Source organism: Caulobacter sp. FV1ye13L (assembly GCF_058681155.1).
The window spans coordinates 325982-346846 of record NZ_CM178732.1 but is presented as its reverse complement, the minus strand read 5'-3'; the positions used below and the strand labels follow the sequence as shown (position 1 = coordinate 346846).

Annotated in this window: 17 protein-coding genes, 1 tRNA gene and 1 pseudogene; 9 read left to right on the top strand and 10 right to left on the bottom strand. The window is 63.6% G+C overall.

Going from position 1 to position 20865, the window contains the following annotated elements; translation table 11 throughout:
- Positions 1-40: 40 nt before the first annotated feature.
- Both ACW176_RS01570 and ACW176_RS01565 read left to right on the top strand, forming a co-directional pair.
- Positions 41-496, top strand: a complete 456-nt coding sequence (locus tag ACW176_RS01570) for a GNAT family N-acetyltransferase (protein ID WP_492110628.1) — start codon at positions 41-43, stop codon at positions 494-496.
- 208 nt (positions 497-704) lie between these two features.
- Positions 705-950: a GlsB/YeaQ/YmgE family stress response membrane protein gene (locus ACW176_RS01565; RefSeq protein WP_492110627.1), complete on the top strand. Its 246-nt coding sequence runs from the start codon at positions 705-707 to the stop codon at positions 948-950.
- A 151-nt stretch (positions 951-1101) separates the two neighbouring features.
- On the opposite strand, the gene ACW176_RS01560 is transcribed toward ACW176_RS01565, so the two are convergent.
- From ACW176_RS01560 to ACW176_RS01545, 4 genes are all read right to left on the bottom strand, one after another.
- Positions 1102-3450: a putative bifunctional diguanylate cyclase/phosphodiesterase gene (locus tag ACW176_RS01560; protein WP_492111862.1), complete on the bottom strand. Its 2349-nt coding sequence runs from the start codon at positions 3448-3450 to the stop codon at positions 1102-1104.
- Between the two features lie 255 nt (positions 3451-3705).
- A complete protein-coding gene (gene typA / locus ACW176_RS01555; protein ID WP_492110626.1) occupies positions 3706-5538 on the bottom strand; it encodes a translational GTPase TypA in 1833 nt (610 codons plus the stop codon).
- 231 nt (positions 5539-5769) lie between these two features.
- Entirely contained in the window at positions 5770-6069 is a 300-nt protein-coding gene (locus tag ACW176_RS01550) for a hypothetical protein (RefSeq protein WP_419318426.1), read from the bottom strand.
- A 17-nt stretch (positions 6070-6086) separates the two neighbouring features.
- The gene (locus ACW176_RS01545) at positions 6087-7025 is read right to left on the bottom strand and encodes an N-formylglutamate amidohydrolase (protein ID WP_492110625.1); all 939 of its coding nucleotides are present in this window, start codon (positions 7023-7025) and stop codon (positions 6087-6089) included.
- Positions 7026-7189: 164 nt separating this feature from the next.
- Here ACW176_RS01545 and cpdR point away from each other — a divergent pair, with 164 nt between their 5' ends.
- From cpdR to ACW176_RS01525, 4 genes and pseudogenes are all read left to right on the top strand, one after another.
- Complete coding sequence (gene cpdR / locus ACW176_RS01540; protein WP_062144046.1) at positions 7190-7546, top strand: cell cycle two-component system response regulator CpdR; 357 nt, start codon at positions 7190-7192, stop codon at positions 7544-7546.
- Positions 7547-7664: 118 nt separating this feature from the next.
- A tRNA-Val gene (locus ACW176_RS01535) sits at positions 7665-7739 on the top strand.
- A 233-nt stretch (positions 7740-7972) separates the two neighbouring features.
- Positions 7973-8122 (top strand): annotated as a pseudogene (locus tag ACW176_RS01530) (DUF6538 domain-containing protein); the annotation flags it as partial.
- A gap of 12 nt (positions 8123-8134) precedes the next feature.
- Positions 8135-9472 (top strand): site-specific integrase, encoded by a 1338-nt coding sequence (locus tag ACW176_RS01525; protein ID WP_492111861.1) that lies wholly within the window; start codon positions 8135-8137, stop codon positions 9470-9472.
- 437 nt (positions 9473-9909) lie between these two features.
- Here ACW176_RS01525 and ACW176_RS01520 read toward each other — a convergent pair whose 3' ends face one another.
- Together ACW176_RS01520 and ACW176_RS01515 are read right to left on the bottom strand one after the other, a co-directional pair.
- Positions 9910-10536, bottom strand: a complete 627-nt coding sequence (locus ACW176_RS01520; protein WP_492111860.1) for a recombinase family protein — start codon at positions 10534-10536, stop codon at positions 9910-9912.
- Positions 10537-10612: 76 nt separating this feature from the next.
- Positions 10613-10867, bottom strand: coding sequence for a hypothetical protein (locus ACW176_RS01515; RefSeq protein WP_492110611.1), 255 nt, complete (start codon positions 10865-10867; stop codon positions 10613-10615).
- A 140-nt stretch (positions 10868-11007) separates the two neighbouring features.
- Between ACW176_RS01515 and ACW176_RS01510 the strand changes: the two genes are divergently transcribed.
- Positions 11008-11130: a hypothetical protein gene (locus ACW176_RS01510; RefSeq protein ID WP_492110612.1), complete on the top strand. Its 123-nt coding sequence runs from the start codon at positions 11008-11010 to the stop codon at positions 11128-11130.
- A 33-nt stretch (positions 11131-11163) separates the two neighbouring features.
- The gene (locus tag ACW176_RS01505) at positions 11164-11508 is read left to right on the top strand and encodes a hypothetical protein (RefSeq protein WP_492110613.1); all 345 of its coding nucleotides are present in this window, start codon (positions 11164-11166) and stop codon (positions 11506-11508) included.
- Between the two features lie 397 nt (positions 11509-11905).
- On the opposite strand, the gene ACW176_RS01500 is transcribed toward ACW176_RS01505, so the two are convergent.
- Positions 11906-12130 carry a hypothetical protein gene (locus ACW176_RS01500; RefSeq protein WP_492110614.1) on the bottom strand — a complete coding sequence of 75 codons (225 nt, stop codon included), beginning with the start codon at positions 12128-12130 and terminating at the stop codon, positions 11906-11908.
- 482 nt (positions 12131-12612) lie between these two features.
- Between ACW176_RS01500 and ACW176_RS01495 the strand changes: the two genes are divergently transcribed.
- The gene (locus ACW176_RS01495) at positions 12613-13062 is read left to right on the top strand and encodes a hypothetical protein (RefSeq protein WP_492110624.1); all 450 of its coding nucleotides are present in this window, start codon (positions 12613-12615) and stop codon (positions 13060-13062) included.
- 164 nt (positions 13063-13226) lie between these two features.
- Here ACW176_RS01495 and brxL read toward each other — a convergent pair whose 3' ends face one another.
- The 3 genes from brxL to ACW176_RS01480 are packed head-to-tail and all read right to left on the bottom strand — an operon-like array spanning position 13227 to position 20864.
- Positions 13227-15272, bottom strand: a complete 2046-nt coding sequence (gene brxL / locus ACW176_RS01490; RefSeq protein WP_492110623.1) for a BREX system Lon protease-like protein BrxL — start codon at positions 15270-15272, stop codon at positions 13227-13229.
- A gap of 4 nt (positions 15273-15276) precedes the next feature.
- On the bottom strand, positions 15277-17535 hold the full coding sequence (gene pglZ, locus ACW176_RS01485) for a BREX-1 system phosphatase PglZ type B (RefSeq protein ID WP_492110622.1): 2259 nt from the start codon (positions 17533-17535) through the stop codon (positions 15277-15279).
- Entirely contained in the window at positions 17532-20864 is a 3333-nt protein-coding gene (locus ACW176_RS01480) for an N-6 DNA methylase (RefSeq protein WP_492110621.1), read from the bottom strand. The genes pglZ and ACW176_RS01480 overlap by 4 nt, the downstream gene beginning before the upstream one ends.
- Position 20865 lies beyond the last annotated feature (1 nt).

Sequence of the window (20865 nt, the reverse complement as noted above, 5' to 3'; positions counted from 1 at the left end):
GCCTGTTGCCTGGATTGTCTGATCGCACATTATCGCACCCATGCGCATCCTGCCCTTTGAAGCCCGACACGCCGATGCCTGGCGCGACCTGAATGTCGCCTGGATCTCCACCCTCTTCCGGATGGAGCCCAAGGATCACGAGGCGCTGAACGACCCGGTCGGCAAGATCCTCGACAAGGGCGGTCACATCCTGATGGCCGAGACCGACGAGGGCGAGATCATCGGCTGCGTCGGGCTGATCCTGCTGGATGACGGCGGCTTCGAGGTGGCCAAGATGACGGTCACCGAGCAGGCGAGGGGCACGGGGCTGGGCCGGCTGCTGATGCAGGCCTGTATCGACAAGGCCCAGGCGCTGGGCGCGCCACGGCTCTATCTGGAGACCAATTCCAGCCTCGCGCCGGCCTTGGGGCTGTATCGGGCGATGGGATTTGTCGATCTGCCCCACCGCGACACGCCGTATGCGCGGGCGGATGTGTTCATGGAGCGGCGGGTTTAGGGGGGCGACGGACTAGCCCCCTCCGCGCCGTCGGCGCTCCTCCCCCGTAGGGGGAAGATGAGATCGGCGCGCTTCATCTTCCCCCTACGGGGGAGGACGGCTGCGCAGCAGCCAGGAGGGGGCAAGTGCATCGAGCACACGATCCCCAAGCAACCTTCACCGCAGCTCACGCATTCCCGAAGCTCAACCGGGCTATCAGGAGAGACACATGAGCGGCGTAGGCATCATCGGCGCGATCATCATCGGCATTCTGGCCGGCTGGATCGCCGAACAGATCATGAAGCGCAACCACGGCCTGCTGACCAACCTGGTCGTCGGTGTGGTCGGTTCGTTCCTGGGCGCGTTTGTCGCCAGCGCGCTGGGCATTGGCTGGGGCGGCTTCATCGGTAGCCTGGTGATCTCGACGATCGGCGCGATTCTGCTCCTGGCCCTGCTGGGCCTGATCAAGCGCTGAGCGTTCCCATTCTCCGCTCTTCCCGGCGAAGGCCGGGATCCAGATCGAACCCAGTGTGTTGACCGGACTGGCGTCGTCGAAAGGCGCGTCATCCCAAAACGCTCAGGCTGAATCTGGACCCCGGCCTTCGCCGGGGAGAGCGGGGGGTAAATTAGGCGGATGCCGCCAAATCCGCCGCCGCGACGCTTTGGCGCCGCATGCGGCGCGCCAGGTCGCTGAGCAGGAAGTTGGGGATGTCGCCGACCGGCATGGGGCGTCCGAACAGGAAGCCCTGGAAATGGTCGCAGTGCATTTCCCCCAGCATCCGCGCCTGATCGGCAGTCTCCACGCCCTCGGCCGTGACCTGCAGCTTCAGGGTCTGGCCCAGCAGGGTGATGGTGCGGACGATGTCGCTGATGGCGGTGTTCTCGCCCATCTCGGCGACGAACGAGCGGTCCAGCTTGATCTTGTCGAACGGGAACCGCCACAGATAGGCCAGGCTGGAATAGCCGGTGCCGAAGTCGTCCATGGCGATCTTCACGCCCAGGGTCTTCAGCGCCGCCAGCTGTTCCAGGGTTCGGGCCGTGTCGTTGAGTAGCAGGCCCTCGGTGATTTCCAGCTCAAGCCGTGACGGATCCAGGCCCGAGTCGCTGAGCGCACGCGCCACCTGGCCGACCAGGTCGCCCGAAGCGAACTGGTTTGGCGACAGGTTGACGGCCACGGTCAGGGGCGCGGGCCATGAGGCGGCCTGTCTGCAGGCTTCGTTGAGCACCCACTCGCCGATCTTGCCGATCAGGCCCCACTGCTCGGCGCACGCGATGAAGTCATTGGGCGGAACCAGGCCGCGACGCGGATGCTCCCAGCGGAGCAGCGCCTCAAAGCCGGTGATGTCGTGCTCGCGACAGCCGATCAGCGGCTGGAAAAAGACCCTCAGCTCGTCATTCTTCAGCGCGGCGCGCAGATCCATCTCCAGCGCCCGCCGCTCCTGGGCCCCGACATCCATCGACAGCTCAAAGAACCGATAGCCCCCGCGACCGTCGCCCTTGGCGCGGTATAGGGCCAGGTCGGCGTTCTTCAGCAGGCTGTCGGGATCGGCCGCATCGACCGGGGCCTTGGCGATGCCGATGCTGGCGCCGATCAGGACATTGTGGCCCTTAATGTCATAGGGCTGGGACAGGGTCTCGACGATGGCGCGCGCCAGCTCGCCCAGAGCTTCCGGCGCCGGAGCCGGGGCGACGACCACGGCAAACTCGTCGCCGCCGAGGCGGGCCACGAAGCCGGCCTCGCCGACGCACTGGCGCAGGCGCTCGGCGACCTCGGTCAGCAGGGCGTCGCCCACAGGGTGGCCCAGGCTGTCATTGACGCCCTTGAAATAGTCCAGGTCCAGGCACAGCACGGCGCAGCCGCCGACGGCGTCATCGGCTTGGGCATGGTCGGTCCAGGCCTTGCTCAGGGCCTGCAGGAACGACAGGCGGTTGGGCAGCTGGGTCAGGACGTCGAAATGGGCCAGGCGCGAGATGCGCGCCTGGGCCTCGCGGGCTGCGGTGACGTCGGCCCCGACGCCGCGGAATCCCATGAAGGCGCCGTCCTTGTCGTGGATCGGCTTGGCGCTCAGCGACCACCAGTGGGTCAGGGCGCCCACCTGCACCGGCACGACGATATCCCGGAAGGTTCTGTGTTCGGCCAGCAGCGCCGCCAGCGAGGCCACCGGGCCTGTCGGGCCTTCGACGGCGGGACCGCACAGGGCGGCCAGGGTCTGGCCCAGAAGCGCGCGCCGGTCGGTTCCGGCGGCGGTGGCCATCCGGTCGGACACGTAGCTGAGCGCGCCGTGTGCATCGATTTCCCAGAGCCAGTCGCTGGCGCCTTCCTCAAAGTCGCTGAGCAGCAGGCTGACGACCTGTTTCTGGCGTTCCAGCTCCTCGCCGGCCACCAGGCGTTCGGCGAACACCTTGGCGTGCGACAGGCACGAGAGGCTGACCACCAGGTAGCAAAAGATCAGAAGGCCGCCCAAGGCCAGCAGGATCGGGTCGCCGCTGCGCGCCAGGACATACAGCGAGCCAATCACCATCGGGGTTGAATAGGCGATCGCGGCGGGCGGAAAGGCCAGCATGGCAAATCCGCCGCAGCCGACCATGCCGGCGATCACCGAGACGATCATCATGCGCATCTGCACGCTGGCGGCGTCGCCATCCATGGCCAGGATGGGCAGGGCGCCCCACAGGCAGCCCAGCAAACCCGCCTGGGTCGCGATACGGCGCAGGCCGCCCGCAGACACGGTGGACTTGCCGCCCTTGCGGCGCTGGGCGGCCAGCCAGCCGCGCAGGCCCAGCAGGCCATAGCTGATCACCATGGCCGACCAGATGATCAGGCCGGTCCGATGCGGACCGGTCAGGCCGGCAAGGCAGACCAGCATGGCGATGACGATGTTGGCGCCCATCATGATGGGCGTCAGGCGCAGGATGCTGGCCAGTTGCTCCATGCGCACACGCCCGGCCATTTCCTCGGGCACGACGGGCAGCATGGGGGACAGCAGGGGGGCCAAACGCCCCGCAATGATCGAGATGGCGGCGGCCTTGCCCACGGCGCGGTCCTGAGTTCCCCGGGACGAAGAAGCCCCGCCGGCGACCTTCGACGGTTTTGGTGAACCAGGCGTTAAGCCCTTGTGGCCGCGCACGCTCTGCGTGTTCGGCGCGACGGTTTGGCGCGGGGCTCAGCCAGAAAAAAGGCCGCCGACCCGAGAGGGGCGGCGGCCTTTGTCAGATCAGGACTTGAGGTCCTATTCTTCCTTGACGCGACGCTTGCGGAACGACGGGTTCAGGGTCTGCTTGCGCAGGCGGATGTTCTTGGGCGTCACTTCGACCAGCTCGTCTTCCTCGATATAGGCGATGGCCTGCTCGAGGGTCATGCGGCGCGGCGGGGTCAGGCGAACGGCTTCATCCTTGCCCGAGGCGCGGATGTTGTTCAGCTGCTTGGCCTTCATCGGGTTGACGTCGAGGTCGTCCTGACGGGCGTTCTCGCCGATGATCATGCCCTGATAGGTCTTTTCGCCGGCGCCGACGAACATGGTGCCGCGATCTTCCAGGTTCCACAGCGCGAAGGCGGCGGTTTCACCGTCCGAGTTGCTGACCAGAACGCCCTTGCGCTGGCTGTCGATGGCGCCCTTGTAGGGCTCGTAGTGGCTGAACACGCGGTTCAGCACGCCCGAACCGCGCGTGTCGGTCAGGAACTCGCCCTGATAGCCGATCAGCGAACGCGACGGGGCCACCAGTTGCAGGCGGGTCTTGCCGGCGCCCGACGGGCCCATGTCCTTCAGCTCGGCCTTACGCATCGAGAGCTTCTCGATGACGATGCCCGAGAACTCGTCGTCGACGTCGATCATGACGTCTTCGATCGGCTCCAGGCGCTTGCCGGTTTCCGGATCGGTCTGGAACACGACGCGCGGACGGCTGATCGACACTTCGAAGCCTTCGCGGCGCATGCCTTCGATCAGCACGCCCAGCTGCAGTTCGCCGCGACCGGCGACTTCATAGGCGTCGCCTTCGGCCGTTTCGCTGACCTTGATGGCCACGTTGGATTCGGCTTCGCGCAGCAGACGGTCACGAATGACGCGGCTTTGGACCTTGTCGCCTTCCTTGCCCGCCAGCGGGCTGTCGTTGACCGAGACGGTCATCGAGATGGTCGGCGGATCGATCGGCTGGGCGGGCAGGGCCTCGGTGACTTCCATGGCGCACAGGGTGTCGGCCACGGTCGCCTTGGACAGGCCCGCGATGGCGACGATGTCGCCGGCTTCGGCTTCATCGACCGGCTGGCGCTTCAGGCCGCGGAAGGCCAGCACCTTGGTGATGCGGCCGCGCTCGATTTCCTTGCCGTCCAGCGACAGGGCGTGGATCGACATGCCGGGGACGGCCTTGCCCGAGGTGATGCGGCCGGTCAGCAGGCGACCCAGGAACGGGTCGTTTTCGATCAGGACCGACAGGATCTGGAACGGCTTGTCGACGTTCGCGACGACCTTGGGCTCGGGCACGTGGCGCACGATCAGGTCGAACAGGGGAGCCAGGGTGCTGTTGGGCTGGTTCATGTCCAGCGTCGCCCAGCCGTTCTTGCCCGACGCATAGATGTGCGGGAAGTCGAGTTGCTCGTCCGTAGCGCCCATGGTGGCGAACAGGTCGAACACGTCGTTCAGGATCCGGTCCGGATCGGCGTGCGGACGGTCCACCTTGTTGAGGCAGAGGATCGGACGCAGGCCCATCTTCAGGGCCTTGCCCAGGACGAACTTGGTCTGCGGCATGACGCCTTCTTCGGCGTCGACCAGGATGACGCAGCCGTCGACCATGCCCAGGATGCGTTCGACTTCGCCGCCGAAGTCGGCGTGGCCGGGGGTGTCGATGATGTTGATGCGGGTTTCGCCCGCTTCGCCGTGCCACAGGACGCTGGTGCACTTGGCCAGGATGGTGATCCCGCGCTCGCGCTCCTGGTCATTGGAGTCCATGGCGCGCTCGGTCGTGGCTTCGTTCGCGCGGAAGATGCCGGACTGGGCCAGGAGCTGATCGACGAGGGTGGTCTTGCCATGATCGACGTGCGCGATGATGGCGATGTTTCGCATGGACATGGAGAAGGCGAACTTTCGGGGAAGAGACGGGAGATGACGCTGCGCGCATCAGGCGCGCGGCTTTTACGCGACTGCGCTGCGTTTATCCACCCCACCTGTTGAGAAAGGAGATTCGACGGAAACCGGTGTCATCCCGAAAGCCTTGATTTTGCGGGGTTTGAGAGCCCTTCGCGGGCGCAGTTGTTTCACCGGCAACCAATTGTGCACTGCAGCATGCGGGAAAAATGGGCGCTATTGAGCGACCGGCGTTACATAACCCTTGTCCTGCATGGGTTTTTCTTCAAACCCCTTCAGCAAAATCGACATTAAAGTCCACTTTTCCGCTTGCCCAATTTCGCACCGCACCCTATAAACGACCTGTGAGGCGGCCTTGTCGCCTCTGCCCTTCCTGGGCGTTTCCTCCCTAATGAACTGCCCGGCTCTCGAGCCGGGCTTTTTTTTGGTCTGGACGCTGAAAGCGGTCACAAGGCCATCAATCCGGCTCCGGCCGGTGCTGCTGCGGTGATCCAGCGGCCGATCGGATCGGCGCAACAGGGCGATCCTGAGCCTTAACGCAGGCTGGAAACATCCAGATCCGCCAGGGCGCGGGTCAGGCGATCGGCGTCGGCGGCCAGCTTGATCAGCCCCTGGGTCGGCTCGCGCGTCGACTCATTCATGTAGAGCGCGCGGTTGATCTCGATCTGCAGGGCGTGAGTACGCCGCGCCGGCCGGCCATAGTGCTCTGTGGTGTAGCCGCCGGCATAGGGCGCGTTGCGGGCCACGCGATAGCCCATCGATTCCAGCTCTCGCTCGACCAGCGCGGTGAGTTTGGGCGAGCAGGCGGCGCCGAACCGGTCGCCCAGCACAATATCGCAAGACCCGCCGCCCCGCGCTCTCTGGCCCCGGGCCGCCGCCGCCGGCATCGAATGCCAGTCCACCAGAACCGCGCAGCCATGAGTCGCCCGCGCCGAGGCCAGCAGACGGTCCAGCGCGTCGTGATAGGGGCGGTGGGCCAGCTCGACGCGGGCCTGGGCCTCGGCGAAGGTCAGCTTTCGAGCATAGATGGGACGTCCTTCGCCGGCGACCCTGGCGATGGCCCCCAGGCCGGCGACCACCCGCGCCGAGCGGCTCCGGGCATAGTCGGGCAGTTCGTCCTCGAACATCGCCGGGTCCAGCTCCCACGGCTCGCGATTGAGATCGATATAGGCCCGGGCCAGTCGCGCCTGGATCACCGCTGCGCCCAGCGAGGGCGCGCTGGCGATGATCTGGTCGACGAAAGCGTCTTCCGAGCCCCGTATCGCCTCGGCGTCCAGCCGCGCGGCGGCCATCATGTCGGCGGGATAGATGCTGCCTGAGTGGGGCGAGGCGAAGACCAGGGCCGTGGGCGGCGGCGCGGGTTCGGGCGCGGCGCGCAGAACCTCATGGGCCGGGCCGGCGAGGGGAGCCACGGAAGACGCGGCGGCTGTCGCCGGCGGCTTCCTCGTCGCGTTAGGCTCCCAAGCGCTCATGGGTCATAGTCGCAAGGCTGGCCGGGCGCGGTCAAACACCTTTGGCCACCCCACCGGGAAAAGTCGGGCGGTCCTGTCGAACAGGCGCCGGGTTCATCCCCGATTTACAGTCAGCGCGTTACAGTGACCCCCCCAACGCCGACGATCTGCGGAAAAAGACCAAAATGGCTCGCATCCTTCTCGCCGAAGACGACGACTCGCTCCGGGGTTTCCTGGCCCGGGCGCTTGAGCGCGCCGGATTCGAGGTTCAGGCCTGCGCCGATGGCGAGGAGGCTGTTCAGCATCTCGATCATCCGTGGGACCTGCTGCTGACCGACATCGTCATGCCCGGCATGGACGGCATCGAGGTGGCCCGCCAGGCCGCAGCCCGCGACCCGGCCCTGCGCATCATGTTCATCACCGGTTTCGCCGCCGTGGCCCTGTCGGCGCAAGACCGCGCGCCCGCCGGCGCCAAGGTGCTGTCCAAGCCTGTCCACCTCCGCGACCTGGTCGCCGAAGTCGAAAAGATGATGGCCGCCTGAGTTTTTCCGCCCCGCCCGATAATTTAAATCTGGCGGCTTGCGCGACGCGAAAGCCGCCGCTATACCCCGTCACCTTCCCGCCCGGGACACTTTTACAGTGCTTCAGGGTCGCTTTGGCGGATGCGTAGCTCAGCGGGAGAGCACCTCGTTGACATCGAGGGGGTCACAGGTTCAATCCCTGTCGCGTCCACCACTTCCCTTCAAGCCCATGAACGGCCTGCGAAATCTGGAAAGTCCAGAGCGCACAAGGGCTTCTGCGACACCACCATGCTGCACACGGTCACTTCCAGACCGTCAGAAGATGGTGGCAGTTCAGGCTCTTCACGCCGATCTGGCCGCGACACCAGCCTTGATCCAGAACCGTCTTCACGGTCGCCTTCACCGTCTTCACGGTCACGCCGTCGTCAGCGGCGAAACCCTCCCGGCCTGATCGTCCGTGGCACGATCTACCACGTCAGAATCAGAGTCCCCCGGAGCCTCGAAGCTCAGGTCGGGCGATCCCATCTGACGAAATCCCTCGGCACCGGGGTTCAGTCGGACGCGATTCGTAAGGCTCGATTGGTTGTCGCTGACTTCGAGCGTTGGCTTATGGCGGGAGACTGGAGCGTCGGGCCGTTCGCCGTGCATGAGTCCGTCGCGGTCGCCATCGCCGCCCCCGTGTCGCCTGTGGCTATTCCCAAGGTCGAGCCAGCGGCACCGGGGAAGACGTTCAGGGAGGTGTTCGACCTATTTCTCTCAGACCCGTCGCGTGACCGGACACAGAAGACCGCCTCGATCTACGAGGGTCTGTTCACCGTGGTCTCGGGCGTCTGGGGCGCGGACATCGCGCTCGATGACATCGACCGGGCCAAGTGCCGTGAACTGCTCGACGTGTTGCGAACCTTGCCGTCCAATCCGACGAAGCGGTTCCCAAAGATGACCATGGTCGAGGCTTCGCGCATGGCGAAGGAAACCGGCCTGACCACAGTTCTCAGCGCGGGTTCGATCAACGGCTACATGGCCAAGCTGCGGACCTTGCTGACGTTCGCCGTGCAGGAGGGCTGGATCGAGCGCAACGTCGCCAAGGGGCTTGGCGTGATCGACCCAATTCGGCGCCGTGACAAACGTCTGCCCTTCGCCACCGAGCAACTCCGGCTGATCTTCGACGCCCCGCTCTATCGCGGCTGCATGGACGACGGCGCGGGCTACGCCACGCCGGGACCGAGCCGTCCCCGGCGTGGTCGTTTCTGGATTCCGCTGATCGCCCTCTACACAGGGATGCGGCTGAACGAAATCTGCCAGCTTGATGTGGCCGACATCCAGATCGTCGAGGGTGTCGATTGCATCTTCGTGGGTCTGGGGCCTTCCACCGAAGCCTCCGACAAGCGGCTGAAAACGGCCAGCAGCGAACGATACATCCCCATCCATCCCGCGCTGCATGATCTGGGGCTGATGGATTTCGTTGCCAAGCAGCGGCGGGCTGGCCGCCGGAAGCTGTTTTCCGATCTGCCCGCGTCGAGCACGGGCTACTACTCGGACAAGTTCAGCCGATGGTTCAGCCGCTTCACAGAGAAGGCAGGCGCCGCGCGTCCGCGAACCTGCTTTCATAGCTTTCGGCACTGCTATCGCGACGCCCTGCGCGAGGCGGGCATACCCCATGAGGTCGCGCTGGCCCTCGGCGGCTGGGCGTCGGCCGGAGGGAAGGGGGATGTTGAGATCGCCGCCGCTTACGGCCGGGGCTACCGTCTGTCCACGCTTCTACAGGCTGTCGAGAAGGTCGAGTTTCCGGGTTTGGACCTTGGTCATCTGCGGCCGTCCAATAGGCCGCCATCCGGCGCCCTATCGCCCGACCTGAGCTTCGAGGCTCCGGGGGACTCTGATTCTGACGTGGTAGATCGTGCCACGGACGATCAGGCCGGGAGGGTTTCGCCGCTGACGACGGCGTGACCGTGAAGACGGTGAAGGCGACCGTGAAGACGGTTCTGGATCAAGGCTGGTGTCGCGGCCAGATCGGCGTGAAGAGCCTGAACTGCCACCATCTTCTGACGGTCTGGAAGTGACCGTGTGCAGCATGGTGGTGTCGCAGAAGCCCTTGTGCGCTCTGGACTTTCCAGATTTCGCAGGCCGTTCATGGGCTTGAAGGGAAGTGGTGGACGCGACAGGGCCGATAAGGTGGGTGTTTTCACGGTCGCCCAACGGTTCCGTTTGACCGTCCTCCACCGTCTCTGCGGCAGCGTTGATGATGGCGTCGTCGGCCATGTTTGGACCTCTTAGACTCAGGTGCGGGATTGGCCGCCAGGCTGCCGATCTGTCTGGGTCGAGGTCAACGATGTTGGGGTCGGCGCCATGGTCACAGCGCCGATTTAACGGCCGTTAAATTTGGATCACGCCGTCGCGACGGTCTCACCACGGTCCTCCTCGACCGTCTGCATGGACCGTTTCGTCCGCATGACCGTGGCCGTGGACACGCCGGTAGATTTGGCGACCGCCCGGATCGACTGGCCCTCGGCGAGGGCTTTGCGGACCTTGTCGATACGGATCGGTGCCACCGGCGGACGGCCAAACTTCACGCCTTTGGCTTTTGCACGGACCTGCCCGGCGACGATTCTGCTCGTGATGATCGCCCGCTCGAACTCGGCGAACACGCCCAACATCTGGAAGAGCATGCGTCCGGACGGCGTGCTCGTGTCGATGGCCTGCTGATGCAGATAGAGGTCGCAGCCCTGGCCACGCACATCACTCAGGAAGGCCACCAGATCGCTCAGGGAGCGCCCAAGACGATCAACTGACCACGCCGCCACAATGTCCACCTCTCGCCGTGCCACGGCCTTCAGGAGGCTGTCGAAGCCCGGCCGCCGATCCCTGCCTTTGGCGCCCGAGATGCCCTCGTCGGCGAAGGTCTGGACGATGGTCCAGCCGGATCGCGCGGCGACCTCGCGCAGGACGACCAGTTGGTTCTCAACGGTCTGCTGGTCCGTGCTGACCCGGACATAGAGAGCGGCGCGCTTCAGGTCTGGCCTCCGGGTTGGTGGTGCTGGACGCGAAGACTCTCATGGATCGGCGGCGGGTCAAGCAGACCGCGCTGGGCTAAGCCGCCGACACGACCTCGTAGGCCCACTGCCAGGACGAGTAGAGGAACGGTGTGCCCTGCATGTCGGTCAGCTTCGCTCTGATGCGGAAGCGGGTGCCGACCGGGTAGTTGCGGCTCAGGGCCTTGGAGCATTCGACGCGCAGTGTGGTTGCGTGTCGTTGGCCAGGCACGGGCCGGATGTGGGCAGCACCAGTCTTGCCCGGGATGAAGCTCTCGACCTCAACCCATTCATAGTCGTCGTTCTTGGCCATGGCGTCCCCCAACGACCTAATCCTACCAAGGTCGAACATCTGCGGCCAAGCTCCGTCAGGATCGGTCGTATGGGTAAGGCCGCCCTGTTGGCGACCAGGTGGCGGCCGGCTACGGTGGCCACGGGTGAAGGGGGCTGGTGATGCTGAAGCAACGACGCGGTGGAGTGCGCAACTCGCTGACATGGCTCGGTTGGGCCTGCGTGGGGCTGTTCATCACCATGATGGTGTTGATCGTCACCGCTGCTGTCCACGGCTACTACTGACCGATAGATCCACGCACCATGGGACGCTAACCGATGCCCTCGAAGATCCACCTGATCTGCAAGCAAGGCGACGGCCTACACGTCGTGGATAAGAAGGAGGCCATCTTCCTGAGCGAAGCTTGGCTTCTATCGCCTTCCGAGATCGAGGCCCTCCAGGGTGGTCAGGTGCTGCTACACGGTGTGAAGTCTCAACCCTCCTACTTCGGCGGCACGATCATTGATGTGCGTCCCATCGAAGGGGAGGAAGAGGAAGCCGGGCGAGTCCGCTGCTCTTTCACCATCCAGAGCACGTTGGCGGCCAAGGGCGTGCCTTGGGACCAGCGGGGGAAGTCCCATGGCATGGCGTGGACATCAGGCGTCTTGGAACTCGACGCCTAGTCGCTTCCGGCCGCGTGACAAAACCCTGCCTGTAAAGTCCGGACAGAACTCGTTGCGTGGCCTCGATCCGGGGTGCCCTGAATCGCGTGTTGGAAAGCATCTGGTTCTGTCACGCGCGCCTCGCGCCCACCGATCATCACGCTGGTGACGTCACGGCTTTCTCGGTGCCAACGACGAGACATTCGGGGGAGATTTGCAGGAACGGTTGCGCGCCTGGCTGCGCGCCCGCCGTCACGGGAAAACCCCTACGGATGTCTACTTCCTTATGGAGTCTATAAAGGGGAGAGACATGTGAAGGGGAAATCGCACTCCCACCCACACCCCCGTTCGATCATCACCCCAGTGTCGGGCGCGCAAATGTGGTGGCGAACCTGGCCGTCGCACGGTCGTGCACGGGTCAGTGGAACACCCTGAACAGCGTCGCCTCGACCTCGTCCTCGAACTCGAACACCACGATGCCGCGCTCGGTCAACACGCGGCGGAACCAACGTCCCCGTGTGCGATGGCAGCACCATTGTTCGGCGACAATCCGACGATAGTCGTCATCACGGTCGTCAAAGTTGACGGCGATCTCGATGCGGTAGGGGGCGGCAAACGTGCCCGGCGAGGACGGCTTGTTCATGCTCGCGCTCTCGGCTCGCCAAACAGCACCAGCCAGCCAACTTGGGCGGCCAGCAGCCATCGACGGTGGGCTATCAGCTTCCGAAAGACGGATAGCTTGGCGTCGGTTGAAAGGCCGCCACCAAGGGCGAGGTAGTTGGGTGCCCGAGAGCACCAGTAGGTGGAGAAGTGGCGCTGGCTGGCAGTCAATCTGCGACGCAGGAACTCTGGGTAGAAATCGAACACGAACGTCCTCGGGGTCGGAAAGCCGATCAGCCCAATGCGGACCGGTCGAACTATTTAGCTCCCCGGTAGCCCCACCAACCGCCGCTGAAAAACTTGGTCGCACCCCCCACGCGAATAATGATTCTCGGGACGCAGGTGCGGTATTCTGGGGTCAGGTCGAGAGACGGGCAGGCCCGCCCCACGGCCGCAAAGCCGATTTTAAAACCAACGATTTCCCAACCTCCCGCTCATTTTAGCGGGGCAACAGACAGGTGCATTTTGAAGACCTTTACCGAAGATCTCGCCTCGCGTTCCGCGCCCAGCGCGTGCCTGGGGACGCTCGCTACTACCTCCACACCAATGTCGGCGGCCGACACCGCGTCAAAGGGGTTTCCCCTCTTCGGTGATGATGGCTACGTCCATGATGATATCTACCGACGTCCCATAACGCTCAAGAAAATGACCGAAAAAGCATGGGCGAAAAAGTTTCAGCCAATCACCCACCCGGAAACTGGTAGCCGCCTCTTCAACTTGGACAAACCTTCCGATCGTTCATTCATGAAGGAACTCGATAGCGACCACATTTGGACCGAGCTTGAGGTCAATACCGGCGCGGGCTTGAAGAGGATCCTTGCTCCCGGAGCACACACCGTCGGGCGGGTTGGCACCTACATCACCCTGATCAAGTGGCTACCTCGCGATCGCGATCTGACTGTTATGATGTCGTAGACTGACGCTCATCGCATTGGAGAGCTTTGGCCTGCCAATGCGATGACCCCGTCATCAGTGCCCCCTTTGCGCCGCCCCCCAATTAGGCAGGCGAGCAAGGTGGGCGACGTTCCGGGCAGCCTTGGCAACTCTAATGACGCCTTTCCCGGAAGAAAGGCTCGGCCTTAGATTGCTAGTGCCTTTCGCAGCGCATCTTGAACATCGGCGTAGAACAGAACCTGGACCCTGGTGGCCAGGTCATCGGACAAGTCGGCCAATGATCTACGGCAAGAAACGGGGAGTAAGATCGCTTCCGCTCCACGCTCGAACGCCCGCTCGATCAGATCGACAGGATTGTGGATTGGCTCAAGCGAGCCGCCCAGCGTGAGGTGGCCGGCTATGATGATGCCGCCGCGCACGGACCTGCCAAGCAGCGCCGACGAGAGTGCAACCAGCAGAGCCACCCCAGTCTGCGCGCCGGATCGGGCGCCATCGAGCGCGCGAAGTTGAACCGTGAACTCATGGTCGCGGGGGCTTCTCTCACCGACCAGCTCACGGGAGCGAGCGGACAGATTCTGCATGGCTACGTTCACGGCTTCGCGGAATGCTGGCGGTGGCGGCTGGTTTAGAATGCGGACGCCCGAACCGCTCTGTTCGGTCACCTCGATGCGGTAGAGCCCCGAAGCTTCATCTGAACCGCCTAGACCCAGGGTCCAGACCTGGCCGGGCGGAAGCGGGTCAGCGCCTATGCCGTCGTCACCGCCCATCTCTTGCGTCGCGACAAAGGTCTCAACGCCGTCGATGCCAAGTGCGTAGCTAAACTGCGTGTTCCGGAACTCGGCCGAGCCAATCCGCTTCTGCTGCTCCTTAACCCGGCGCCGGACTTCCAGCCCGAGGCGAACAGCCCATTCAAGAACCTCGTCGGTCGGCACGGTCGCCGGGTCTGGGTAAATCAGCTTTAGAAGCCCCGACACCGTCTTGTTCACCGCGTTCTGGTCGCGCCCGGAAAGAGCGCCGCCGAACCGGACACGATCCTGCATCGCGCTGACCCGGCTCTGAGACCGTAACCGGGTGAAGAACTCGGCCAGGACGTCGCTGACCAGACCGAAATGTTCCGTGAATATGTCGCGATTGACCTTGGGCAAGTCCCAGCCGGGGAGATAGGCGTGGATGCGGTCCATGAAGGCAGTGTCGTCGCGCATCTCCGGCGGCAACGGACCAAACAGGTGGCCCACCCGTTGCTGGTGCTGCACATCGACGTCGAAGTTGCCGACCAGGACGATACCGCCATCAGCCCGGATGCTTTCGCGGCCTCGCGAGAATTCGCCAGACTCCATGTAGCCCTTCATGATGTTGACGCCGTCCTTCTGGTCGAAGGACACGCCGGACACCTCGTCGAAGCACACGACATCGTATTGGCAAACCAGCCCCCGCTGACCGTTCGCCATGTTGACGAACATCCGGGCCACCGTGGCCTTGCCGCCGGAAATTAGATGGGCGTAGGGAGACACCTGCTGGAAGAGGTGGCTCTTGCCGGTGCCGCGCGGGCCCAGCTCGACCATATTGTAGTTGCGCTCGACGAACGGAACCATGCGCAGCAACATCATGTCGCGGGCGCGAGGCGTCAGGGCCTCTGGCTCCAGCCCGATGCTACGCAACAGCAGCGCCTTCCAGCCCTCGACGTCCAGCTTCGCCCGGCCGGCGACGATATCGTCGAGGACGCTCAGGTTGGAGAGTTGAATCTCCCGGATCGTCAGCACTTCGAAAGGCCGCCCGCTCTTTTCCTGAGCGATGGAGGCGTCGTAGCCGAGTTCAATTTCGGCATAGAAGCCTCCGGTTAGCATCCGCTCATGCCTGCGCACCAGCTCGTCGCCGATCCGAGCGTCGGTCAGGCGAAGGCTGGGGAGGGTGACGAGATAGCTGTCGGACTTCGAATCTAGACGAGCGGTCACAAGTTCGATCAGCTTGACCGAGCCCTTGTCACGCGCGCGCGCCTTGAACAGCTCCTCCTCGCCGGCCCGGACGGTCCGGTCGCCGAGTTGAGATTGGACCAGGGCAAGGCCCTCTTCGATCTCAACCGGATCGGTCGATGCGCAATACCGACCGAGCATGAACTCTACGACATACGTCGGCACCGGGAACTGCCCTCGGAACCGCCGCACCAAGTCCTTGCGAACGAGATGGCCTGAAAAGGCCTCCTCAGCCTTGCGATCAAGTGCGTCCAGTTCCAAGCCGTCAGTTCCCCACCGTCACAACCCTGCGCGCCAGGATGCGGCCGTCATCGTCTAGCACAACGATCGTGGCCGTCCGCCCTTCGTGCTCGTCAGAGACAATCATCGATCCGTGCCCCTTTTCGTCGAGACTGCGAGGTGCCGGCAACAGGCTGGACGTCGGGTCAGCGTCATCGCTCCGGAGGTCAACTCGCAGGTCTGCCGCGCCGGCCGTTTGGACTCGTAACCGTAGGCCCGTCCAAACAGTTTGCGCAATGTTCACAGTGGGTTGGGCCGCCATGGGCTCGACGTGGATCACGGGGACGACGCATTCCTGGGGGCTCACGCCGCCATGGGCATATTCGTAGGCGGCGTAGAACGACGACGCGCCGGGCGCCATGGCCAGGCGCACATCGCGGTTCCAGCTCCACGGCGCCTGTGCGTGAGCTGTTGTCGCTCCGGATTTCAGACGCGCGTAGCGGGTGCGCTTTTCGTCGGGTTCTGTGAGACCCGCACCGAGGTTAGCCTTGGGCAATCCACCCGGCACGAGAAGCCAGCCGTGGTCCGTCACAACGCGAATGCGACGGCCAGCGCGCGCCAGCCGCAGAATGCACTGGGCCGCATCATCGATCCCTTGAGCGACCTGGCCGGCGAGGCGGGCGCCCAGCTTGTGGCCGTCTTCGTCGAAGGTGCCGGTCTCGATCCAGACCTTCCCGGCGTCGGCCTCGTCGAAGACATAGCCGCTCTCGCTCATCAGCCGCCGCAAGGTTACGTGGTCAGCAATTCGTCCCTCGGCGGTGCGAGGAAGAATGTCGCCCTCGCCACCAACACCGGTCAGCAGATTGGCGACCGGGCTGACCAAGGGTTTGCAGGATGCTGTCGAAGTGGGAAATCCGCTCCATCGCCAGTCCAAGGTCGCCTTGGCGCCGTGCCCGGTCAGGCTGTCGAGCAGACGGCGGGCCAGATCGAAGCGAAGGCCATCGACGAACACCACGGTGTCCACGGTGTCGGATGGCGCTTCAATTTCACCAAAGGGGATGGCGCCCGTGGCGGCGATGGCTTGCAGCGTATGCGCGCCCTGATCGACCCATGGCAGATAGACCGCGCGCAAGGCGGCGGTGACGGCGGCGCGATCCGCTTCGGCGGGCGCAGACGCCATGGCCAGCACGGCGGCGCCGTCGATAGCGGCGCCGTGATCAGCATAGTGCTGGGCTAGAGCAGCGGCATCCAGAGCAGGCCACGGCGGCGCTTTGGCCACGGCCGCCAGCGGCTCCATCGCAAAGGCAAGGGCCGCCTCGCCGCGCTTTGCCCAGACCGTCGCGCGGCGACCGCTGTGTTCCGTCTCCAGCTCGCCCAATCGAATAGCGGCCGACGCAGGATCGAGATCGGCGAGGCGCAGCAGATCGGATCTAAGCCGAAGTTCGGCGCGTTGGTTCACGGCCGGGAAATTGGCATCGTAATCGAAGAGGCCGCCAGGTGGCTCAGTCACCTGAAGCGCCTGAACGACGGCGCCATAGCCTTCGCCCGCCCCAGCTTCGAACCGGCCCCATACGCTCGACCAACCACCTTCTCGACTCGCAAGCAGACGCGCCGCCTCTTCACGCGACCTCTTGATCGGATCGAAGCCCAGCTCCTTGACCGCACGAAGCGCGAAGGCCTTGAACCGCGCCGGATCGGCGTCGGCGACCAGGCGCCCCTCCATCCACTCCAGCATGTCGGTTTCAAGGTTCGGAGCGCTGAGCGCGTGCAGACGCTCGGCGTCAAAACGAACGCCACGCAGGGACTCGACAGCCCGGGTGAACAGGTGTGGCGCCGCGAGGCTGAGCGCTTCCCTGACGTCGGACCCATCCGCGACGTCAAGGCGCAAGGGTCCGCGTTCGGCCGTCAGGAAGGCGCGCAGGCTCCAGTCCTTGCCATTAACGTGGCCGAAGAGGTTTCCGGAAACTACCAGCCAGGCCAGCGACGTGAGGTGCTCGGGACAGGCTTCAGCGTCGCGGAGCATCTCGCGACCGACGCCAGGCATCCAAAGGATCGGCGGCTCATCCCCCGCCGTCTCGGCTTGTGCTGTCGCCAGGCGAAAGGCGAAGGCCGGACCGGTTCGTGTCGTCGGATCGTAGTCGCCGAGCACGTGAAACTGCGGCAAGCGTGCCCGGAGTGTTGGGACAAGCGAGGCGAAGCTGGCGTCGAGATCGCACCAGAGGATCGCTTCGGGGCGCGCTTGAACCGCCGGATCGTATCGAGCAGCATCTCGCAGAGCATCAACTAGAGCGTCGAACGGCGTCACGCCTTGGCGACTTTCGCTGCGACGGCGTCGCGGGCGGCTTGTTTTTCGGCCAAGGTGGTGTGGCGGTCGTTGTTACGCTCGCCATTGTCCAGCGAGAACCAGGGCGCCGAGGCGATGTCCTTGCCCCGATCAACGCCCCACTTGATGCCCTTGGGCGCGGCTTCGCGCAAAACACCCGCCTCTATCCACGGCCGGATATTCAGCCGCACACCATCGTCGAGGTCGGGGCTCCAGCCGAGTGGCTGCTCTGCCAGCGGCTTCCAGCGCACGAAGATGTCGTAGGGCGCTTCACCTTCCAGGATCGCTTCCAGTTTCTTCTTCAGGATGGTGGCGGCCTCCACCCGCCGGTCGTCGTTCTCGGCCTGCCGCCGAGTGATCCAAGCGCCTAGCAGGGTGTAGGTCAGCTTCTGCAAAGTGGCTCGATCGAGACGATGATAGTGCAGGAATGCCGAGAAGCCGTCCTTCTGGCCGTCCCACACCTGCCAGAGGAAGGGGCGCCCGTTAAACAGAGCGGTATGCTGTCGGAAGGCGCGGTCGCGCAGCCAGGCCTCCAGCGATAGGTCTTTGCCAGCTCTTTTGTCGATGAGTTCGTCGGTCTCTTGCACCAGAGCCGTTTCATTCCAACCCGGCATGGCGACGTTCAGGTAGTCACGCAGGCGTTCCACCAGAGGGCGGTCACCCGCCACTGCGAGCAGAGGTAACATGCCGTCGGCATCGGCCGTTGGAAGATTTGCGGCCTTGTTGACCCAGGCCTTTGCCTCAGTCGACAATTGCATTTCGGGATTGCTCTCCGCCGGCCAGCGGTGGCCAGAGAGCCGCGCCAAGGCGACATGAAGCTGCGTTCCAGATTCAGCCTGCGCGGGGTGACCATGGAACAACCACTGGGTGGGGTCATCCGAATAGGGAGCAGGCACACCGGCGGGGAATAGCTCTTCTCCAATCTTTGACCAACGTTCTAGATCAAATGGCACCTTGAGCAAGACGCCGTTGTTGGCCCGCATGCCTCGCTCAAGCTGGCGAACTTCTTCATTGTAAACTTTCGACTGTAGAAAAGCTGCCACAGCGCGAAAGTGCTTCTCGTCGTGAACGAAGACTGGGCTAACATTGCTGTCAAAAACATGACTCACGAGAAAACTAGCAGGTAGCTTCCGCATCTGACTGACGGCAATTCCCGGGTGCCTCTTAGCTGCAGCCTGACCTTTCTCCCTCCGCCGAATTAAGTGAGATCCATCAGCGCCCCAGAATAATATCTTCGACGCGCCGCCATAATTCTGAGTTTCCAAGACTGTAGACTGCAAGAATACCCACTGAGGGCCTGATGCCTCCCATACCATCCTCAAAAAGCGGTCGTCGTCGCCCGACTTAACGCCCTGGAATGTTGAACAATATTCTTCGAGTCTTTTTTGACTGCTCTCGGATTTTGATCGACTCCCAATCCGAAAATCAGGAACAAGCTTGATATCTTCCTGATTTTCCAGAGCAATCGAGCCCTGAATCAAATGAATAGTCTTTTTCTCTACATCTTTAATATTCTCGGCGTCCAAAAACAGATAACGAGATTTGCTAGGTTTTCCGCGAGTCCACATGGTTAGGGCCGAAAATGCACCAGCAGCGGCTGAGCTGGTAAATCCGCCTTCGCCGATAATGATGATGCCATCAAGTCGAAACGAATCGATTAGTTTCGCTCTAAAATTACGATAAGATGTTCTGCCCAGCCAATTCTGCGGAGACACTGCTGCTATAGTGCCTCCGAGATCTAGTGCATTAGAAAGTCTTTCTAACATCATGACCGCGAGATCGTTTTTGCTCTCTGGATGCATGATCGCACCATAGTTTGCAAGTTGCTCGCCTTGTTTTCTTTGGCCGAGAAATGGAACATTAGTAGCAATAAGCGTGTAGCGACCGCCAAGCAGTGTTAGGGCATCGGCCATACCTCGAGCAGCCACCGCCCCCTCAATTCGCTCCGGTTCGACTGAGCGAGTGCGTTCCACCAAGGCCGGTAGCGAGGCGTCCAGCTTGCCCATAACTTTAGGCCCTAACAGGTCGCCAGCCATCGGCTCCAAGAGGCTACCCAACACCGGAGCCTGGCGGAACATGTCGTGGAGGTGAGCGAGCGCATAGCTCAGCTCTTCATCGCCATTTCCTAGCGCCTCGAACTCCGCTCGATCGAGCGGCGGAGGGGTGCCGACCCAGGCTATGTGAACTTGGTCCGGCCCAAACGGCTGGAATCCACCTATGCGCCAAGCTGTCAGTGCCACTGCGAAGGCGGCTATCTGGACGCAACGCCCATCCAACTCAAGGCCGAACAAGTTATCGCTTAGCACCGCCGCCACGGCGCGAGCACTAGACAGGCCCTCTTCATCGGCCCTGAGCGCAGCTAGGATTGCAAGCATCTCTGTCAGGAAGTGGCCAGAGCCGCAACAAGGGTCGAGAGCGCGGATTCCAGAAGCGGCCTCTGGCCAGTCGGAGAATGCCCCTGCGGCAGGCCGCCAAACCCCGCCATCGGTCTCTCGCACGAAGCGCAGCATATCGAACGCATAGCCCGGTGGCGACACCGCCGCGCGCAAAGCTGCCTCATCTGGCGCGTCGGCCGCAAGGTCTGGTAGCTCTGCCAACACCTTTCTGGCCCGCCAGGCACCAAGCGTGTTGTGCAGCAGAAATTTCACCATGTAAGGCTCGGTGAAAAGCTGGGTCACGGCCGGCAAATCGCGCGCGCCAATCTTGTCGCCCGTCTTGTTAACCCGTTCCTTCTCTAGGGCCCGCCAGAACTGATAGGTCCAGCCGAGGGAGTCCTCGGCCTGGAAGGTCTCAGCTTCGAGTCCGAGCACCAGCTTGCGGAGGGCTTGGGCGTGCTCAGGAGCCAAAGTAAGCGCCAGAACCGGATCGTCTGGCAAGAAAACCGCCGGCAACATGCGCGCGGCGTAGGCCTCGGCCGCTGACCAGCCATCAGCAAAGCCTTCCTCAGCCGCCAATTCCTCTGCATCTTCCAGCGTGATCGGCACTCCGTGCTCTGGATGCCTCAGTAGCCCGCGCTCCGCCAGAAAACGCGCGAAAAGACGCCTGTGCCACTGGGCATAGGCCCCCGCCTCGATCAGATGATCAACAGTGTGGACTCCGTCTTTGACGGTGTCGCCCAGGGCTCTCGCATGGGCGCGCAACCGTCGCCGAACCGCCTTATCGTCGACGCTAAGGTGAGCGGGCGCTTCAGCATCACCGACCCCCAGCCGCCGGATGGCGTCGGCGACACCCTCCTCAGCGATCTTGCGAGCCACCTTGATGTCGCGCTCCAGGTCGCGCCGCAGGCCGGTCGGAAGAAAGCGGTCGGTCATC